Raw genomic sequence first — 6,987 nt, 5'->3', positions numbered from 1 at the left:
ACCGAAAAGGCCCCAAATCATATCGATTATTTTTTTAGGATATCCAAGGGAGGGCTGCTCTTTAGTCACCTCAAGATACTCTTGCCTGAGCTTTTTATACGAAGCATATACATCGATACATCCATGTTTTTCTGCTAGTTGTTTGAGAAACTCTAGACTAAAGCTCCCATTTAAGTGGCAATGTAAATCACTTTTATTTTTTTCAAAAATAATTACATATCTCCAATGTATTGAAGCGCAGCATATAATAATTTATTAAAATATCAAAGACTTATTGATGATAGATAGTTGGGATTCTGCTGATCAATATCAATTTTTAGTATCACCATAAAAACGCTTGCTTTTCTATGATTCATTTAGACAGGACATCTATCATGAACTAAAATAAAACTAAATACGCAATTGCAATCAGACAAAATGGATGTCAAACGAATATGATGGAATCAACAAATTTTGTCGTCAAAGTACATGATCTTGCAGATCTTGTCATTGCTCCTCAACAAAATCCTTTTTCAGACTATGAACCAGAATGTATCGGTCAGGCAGCTCTTCCAAGAGCAATTCTCAGATGGGAATCGACTGGTTGTTATGATTTCTCAAATGTGATGATTCATTTACCAACTAACAAAGCAAATGAAACGGATAACAATATAGTGAGCAACATGTTTTATCATTATATAAAAAATCGTATCGAAGAAAACACAGATAATATGTTTTTGTTTCGCAGAAATCTAACCCATGCCCTACGCAATGCAATAATATTTCTTACGTTCTGTATGGGACTCGTTACCCTTTTGAATAGCCCTGGAATTTTACCTAACATGCCGATATTTCGTAGTGTTTTAACTGAAGGACTCACCGTCATTGGCTGGGTCGCTTTATGGCGACCAGTTGAATTGTTGCTAAATGATCTAGGCTTATTACGAAAAGAGCAATTTATTTACCAAAAACTGCTACAAACAAAGGTACACATCATCCCAGATGATACATTCTGACTAAACGATGGAATTACACTGAAGCTAACAAAGTTGATCTCCCGGGATTCAGGAGATCGCTATATGCTCAGGATGACGTGCTTTTCTTAACTTAATGGATGTGCGGCTAAGCACTGGCCTACAAATCATGGTTTTGATTATGTTGCATTTTTTCCGGTTTGATACGATACAAAATACAATAAAATACAGGTACTAAAAACATAGTAAGTAGTGCTCCGAAGGCCAAGCCAAACATAATCGTCACGGCTAATGAAACCCAAAACACGTCTTGTAATAAAGGGATAACTCCGAGGATAGTTGTTGCAGCAGAATTCACGACGGGTTTCAGACGACTGACCGCAGCCGAACACACGGCATCATAAGGCGACATTCCAGCCATCCGATTAGAGTGTACCTGATCCAAAAGAACCACAGAATTCTTTATCATCATCCCCGATAAGCTCATAGCACCCAATAGCGCAATAAATCCAAAAGGAACCTGAGTAATAATAAGCCCTGTAGTTACCCCAATCATCACAAAAGGAATAAGAGCAATAATAATTAAGGGGGGACGGTACGAATTAAAAAGTAAAACAATCATGAGCAACATCACCACTACAGTGGGAAATAAACCAGGAATTAATGCCTGCTGTGATTCAAGACTGCTTCTGTACTCACCATCCCAGGTCAGAGTATATCCCGGGGGCAGTTTAATCTTTTCAAACTCAAGCAAAATACTGTCACGAAGAGTATCAGCGGTAACCAAGTGTGGTGATGCTTGTACCGTAATAGCACGTCGCCTATCCCAACGCCAAATAATAGGATTAACCCATTGTAAACGAATCCCATCAAGTACTTGTATGGCAGGTACTGTATTCCTATTGAGCAGTGAACTCACTTGAATTAAAGCCAAATCAACAGCTGCTTTTATCCGTTCTGCCTGAGGTTGGCGCATCATGATAGGAATTAAATCATCCCCTTCACGATATAATCCGAGCAAAACGCCATCATAAGCGCGACGAAATGCTTGTGCCAGGTCTGGACGGCTGACTCCTGCCCATCGTCCACGTTCTTCTTGATATTCTGGCGTAATCTGTAACACAGGCTCCCGCCAGTCTGTACGTACATCAATGGCATTTGGATTAGCCCGGAGAATAGCCATCCCCTGATCGGCAAGATGACGTAAAATCTCAGGGTTAGCATTAGCTGGCCCACTAAAACGTGCAGAAATTCGCCAATTGTTAAAAGCCCCAACAGTATACTTGCGTGCTCGAACCATGGATTGTGGAAACTGAATCTTGCTCCAGGAGGGTATCGTATCAACCAAACGCTCTATATCCGATAAACTGGAGGTATTAACCACCAATTGAGCAAAAGAGGAATATGGAAATTCAGACTCTACCGGCAAATAAAACCGCGGAGGTCCCTGTCCAATAAAAGTGCTGACACTGGTTACCCCGGGATCTTTGAACAGCTTATGTTCCAAAATTTTAAGTTCTTCTGACACTTGCTGAATTCGAGTTCCCTCTGGTGCCCAATAGTCAACGGTAAGTTGCAACCGAGATGAATCAGGGAAAAACATAATGGGCACATAGCGAAAGCCATAAAATGACAATGCAAGCAGCGCAAACATAACGATAGAAAAAGCAAAACGAAAACGTATTGCTCCGATTAACAAGCGCTTAAACCCACGATAGAAACGTCCGTTATAAACAAGCTCTTCACTTTGCGTTTTTTTCGGATTAGGAATAAATGCCATACACATCAATGGAGTGATGGTTTGCGAAAGAATCCAGCTTATTAATAATGCAGTAGTCACCACAGTAAACAAACTACCGGCATACTCTCCAGTATCATTGGTTGATGCAAAAATAGGATAAAATGCCATCGAAGCAACAACAGTGGCAGCAAGTAAAGGCCAGGCCGAATAGCGTGTCGCCTCAACTGCCGCTTCTTCTCGTGGCATACCTTTGGATAAACGAGTTATAAATCCATCAACAACAACTATTGCATTGTCAACGGCGCCACCCATAGCAATAATAAGTGCTCCTAAGGATACTCGCTGCAAATCGATTCCCAATAAATACATCACAATGAACGTTCCAAGAATAGCTAAGATCAATCCCGAGATACCGATAATCAAACCAGCACGAATCCCCATTGTCAGGGCCAACACAGCTAAAACAATAATCACGGCCTCAAGCAGATTAATCATAAATGAATGAATAGATTCAGCAACAATGTCTGATTGCCAGGAGATCGTCTCTACTTCAATGCCATGTGGCAAGTGAGCTTTTAGTTCATTTAATTTCTTGGTTATATCACGGCCCACCTGAACCGCATTAACTCCCGCTAAAGGAGCTAACGCAATTCCAATTGCAGGCAAACCTGAATAGCGCATCAATTGCTGAGGCGGATCAGCGTAGCCTTCCCAGACCGTAGCAAAATCACGAATGCGTAGAAGCTCATTATTTTTATTCAGACCTGAACCACTTACTAAAGGTGTAATGGTTAAATTACTAATTTCTTCAGCTGAATTAAATTCACCCGTAGGGGCTATGCGCAATCGTTCTTGTTGATAATCCGCGGAACCTGCATCAACAACCTGATTTTGCAGTTTCAAAGTACGTTGCAGATCCGAAGGAGAAATACCTAATTCAGAATATTGCGTGTTACTTATATCCAAATAAATTCGTTTTTGCTGCACGCCCCATAAGTCGACACGAGCAACTCCAGGAACAATACTTAATTCCCGTTGCAATTCCTTAGTATAATGTTCCAACTCACTGTAACTAAAACCATCCGCACTTACCGCTAATAAAAAACCAAAGACATTTCCAAAATCATCGCCCACCATAGGCGCATTGGCTCCAGGAGGAAGTGCTGGGCTGACATCCTGTATCTTTTTGCGCAAGATATCCCAAACTTGTGGCAATCGATCTGACCAATAATGGCTTTTGATATTAATTTTTATAATAGACAAACCTGGCCTTGAGATAGAAGAAATGTCTTTAACCTCTGCCATTTCCTGAATTTTCTTTTCAATACGATCAGTCACCTCCAATTCAACTTGTTCAGCACTCGCGCCAGGATACTGAGTAGTCACTATAGCCGTTTTAACTGTAAACTCAGGATCTTCCAATCGTCCCAATTTCAAGAAACTGAAACAGCCCGCAACGAATAACATAAAGACAATAAAATATGTTACTTGTTTTTTTTCAATAGCCAGTTTTGCTAAATTAAACATAGGATCACTCACCCGACTGATTTAATAGAGTAACAACATCTCCTTCTCTCAAGGAATGAACCCCGGCTATCACAACCAGATCATTTGCCTTAAGACCGCTGGTAATTGCGATCCCTGTCGCAGTAAGTTCACCTATGCTCACCTGTTGCTGATGAACTTTTTTAGTGTTTTTATCAACTATCCAAACATAGCTATTCTTATCTTGGCCAGGCGAAAACACCGCTGCAACAGGTAACGTTATCAGAGAGCCATCGGCATTATCAGAAGAAACAATTGTCCCCGTTGCACTACCAGCCATGCCTGGTAAAATTTTAACATTGGCAGGTTGATCCATCGATAAGGTAACGGGAAATGTCCGAGTATCTGTTGATGCTTCGTTGCTGATTTCCTTAATCACAGCTGGAATACGCACATGAGAAAAGGCATCAAACTGAACGGTAATCTCTGTTAAATGAGGAATAACGCTAATAAGCGTTTCAGGAACCTGAACTACCATCTCAATGTGTGAGGTATCAAGCAAACGGGCAATAGGCTGGTTTGCGGTTACGGTTTGATGATTTTTAACAGAAATACTTGCAATGCGGCCAGAAAAAGGAGCTTTAATTACTGAATCGGCTAATGTCTTTTCCGCTAAATCAACATTCGCTTTAGCAATAGCTGCTTTTGTCTTCAATAATTCAAAATCGGCTTTAGATATGTGTCCACCTCGGGTTAGCTGCTGTGCTCTTCTGTAGTTTTGTTCATCCCGCTGCGCTTCCGCACGGGCCGATCTTAATCTCGCTTCAAATTCACGAGAATCAAGCCTCGCAATAACCTGATCTTTTTTTACGAGATCACCAACATTAATAGGCCGCTCTATTAATCGTCCACCTATTTTAAACGATAAATCAATTTCTTGAACTGCCTGCGCTCGCCCAGGAAAAGAACGTCTGGCATTACTGGCTTCCACTTCAATTAATAATGTTTTGACAGGTCGTATGGTCGGAGCTATTACGCTATTATTATCCTCGCAACCAATGAGGAAAAAACTAAAAGCAAATAATGTCACAATTTGAATAAATAGATATATTCTTTTGTTCATAAAAATCCCTTTTATAATGATTCATTCTATTTATTTGAAGCTCTCGATCCATTGTCACTGCCATTAAGAAAGTACGTCATCCTGAGCATAGCGAAGGATCTCCTGAATCTAAGGAGCTCCCTTCGTCGCTAGCCCCTCTGGATGACGGCCTAAGTGGCCATAAACCCTACCCAGAAGCCTAATAGCCCTCGCAGTCAGGGAGTAATCCATTATTTAGACGAATACCCTAATTATCATAGCAACATTTAAACCACAGTTGAAAGTAGGACCGTATTTATTCCAAATATTTATATCAGTTTGTTCAGAAGGAGCCAATTTCCACACGAGCAGTCTATTTTCGGGAGCACAACCAGTTTACGCCTTGATTTTCAATTTTAAATAGATCCACTATCTTTCGTGGATCTAAAAATTCTGATTCATAATCACTCAAAATACCATTACGCAACCTGAAATTCAAAAAGCTCCCTGATTTGTGCTTCAGCCTGCTGCAAAGACTGATTGCGTATCTGTTCTCCCATATTCACACCTTCTGCTCGAATAAAGCGAATATCATTGATACCAACAAAGTTAAAAACAGTAGTCAAATAACGTTCTTGATGATCAAGACTTTGCATCGGTTCCGCATTATAAAAGCCTCCACGGCTTGATATAATATAAACCTGCTTTCCTCCAGCTAACCCTTGAACGTTACCATCCACATATTTAAATGTTTTTCCAGTAACAAGAACCCGATCAATCCATGTTTTTAATTGAGAGGATATTGAAAAATTATACATGGGGGCGCCAATCACAATCACATCAGAACTTAAAAACTCTGAAATTAATTGCTGTGATAAATCCAATTCCTCTTTGATGCTCGGAGCAATTTGTGTAGCATCCAAAGTACCAGCGCTTAAAATACTGTTAGACAAATGATTAATTGGTTGTGCATGCAAATCGCGATAAGTCACCGTTGTATCAGGATGCATCTGCTGCCAGTGGTTAACAAAACTATGAGTTAACTGACGAGAAACAGAAAATTTGCTTAATATGCTTGAATCAAGTGCGAGTAGTTTCATTTCATTATTCCTAAAATTTAATGGGCCTATTAATAGCATAGTCCTGAAACAATAAATGATAAGATAGCTTTTATATGATTTATTGTCCTATAATTAGAGTCAATGAGCGTTGTAAATCATTTTAAATCACAATTTACGATGAGAATAATATGCTACCTGATCTCAATGATTTATATTTTTTCTGTCTTGTAGTGGAACAAAACAGTTTTACGAAAGCAGGAAACAGTATAGGAATAACCAAATCAAAAATAAGCAGACGCATTAGCGATTTGGAAGAGCGCTTGGGTGTTCGTCTATTACATCGTTCCACAAGAAAATTGGCATTAACTGACATAGGAAAAGTGTTTTATCAACATTGCAAGGCAATGGTCAATGAAGCGCAATATGCACATGAAGCCGCTCAACAAGTGCAAAGCACCCCGCGCGGCCGTATTCGCATAACCTGCCCTGCTCTCTTTGCTCAATCGGCCTTTGCCAATACGATTACCCGGTTTATGCAACAATATAAAGAAGTAAATATTGTATTAAACGCTACCGATAGAACAGTCGATTTAATTCAGGAAGGCTTTGATCGGCAGCGTCAATTTAACTTTGAGCTAGACTGTAATTTATTTACAGGAATAACGC

Annotated in this window: 5 protein-coding genes; 2 read left to right on the top strand and 3 right to left on the bottom strand. The window is 39.9% G+C overall.

The window, feature by feature from the left end:
- Positions 1 to 434: 434 nt before the first annotated feature.
- The gene (locus tag Q0495_RS04070) at positions 435 to 995 is read left to right on the top strand and encodes a hypothetical protein (protein WP_298623387.1); all 561 of its coding nucleotides are present in this window, start codon (positions 435 to 437) and stop codon (positions 993 to 995) included.
- Positions 996 to 1,113: 118 nt separating this feature from the next.
- Here the strand turns inward: Q0495_RS04070 and Q0495_RS04065 are convergent, their stop codons facing one another.
- The 3 genes from Q0495_RS04065 to Q0495_RS04055 all read right to left on the bottom strand — a co-directional run bounded on the left by Q0495_RS04065 (position 1,114) and on the right by Q0495_RS04055 (position 6,360).
- The gene (locus tag Q0495_RS04065) at positions 1,114 to 4,221 is read right to left on the bottom strand and encodes an efflux RND transporter permease subunit (protein ID WP_298623385.1); all 3,108 of its coding nucleotides are present in this window, start codon (positions 4,219 to 4,221) and stop codon (positions 1,114 to 1,116) included.
- 4 nt (positions 4,222 to 4,225) lie between these two features.
- Positions 4,226 to 5,302, bottom strand: a complete 1,077-nt coding sequence (locus Q0495_RS04060; protein WP_298623383.1) for an efflux RND transporter periplasmic adaptor subunit — start codon at positions 5,300 to 5,302, stop codon at positions 4,226 to 4,228.
- Positions 5,303 to 5,739: 437 nt separating this feature from the next.
- Positions 5,740 to 6,360: an NAD(P)H-dependent oxidoreductase gene (locus Q0495_RS04055; RefSeq protein ID WP_298623381.1), complete on the bottom strand. Its 621-nt coding sequence runs from the start codon at positions 6,358 to 6,360 to the stop codon at positions 5,740 to 5,742.
- Positions 6,361 to 6,509: 149 nt separating this feature from the next.
- On the opposite strand from Q0495_RS04055, the gene Q0495_RS04050 reads away from it, so the two are divergent.
- A partial coding sequence (locus tag Q0495_RS04050; protein WP_298623379.1) for a LysR family transcriptional regulator occupies positions 6,510 to 6,987 on the top strand: 478 nt, incomplete at its 3' end.

Source organism: uncultured Legionella sp. (genome assembly GCF_937871865.1).
Taxonomy (GTDB): Bacteria; Pseudomonadota; Gammaproteobacteria; order Legionellales; family Legionellaceae; genus Legionella.
This window is presented reverse-complemented; position numbering and strand designations above follow the sequence as displayed.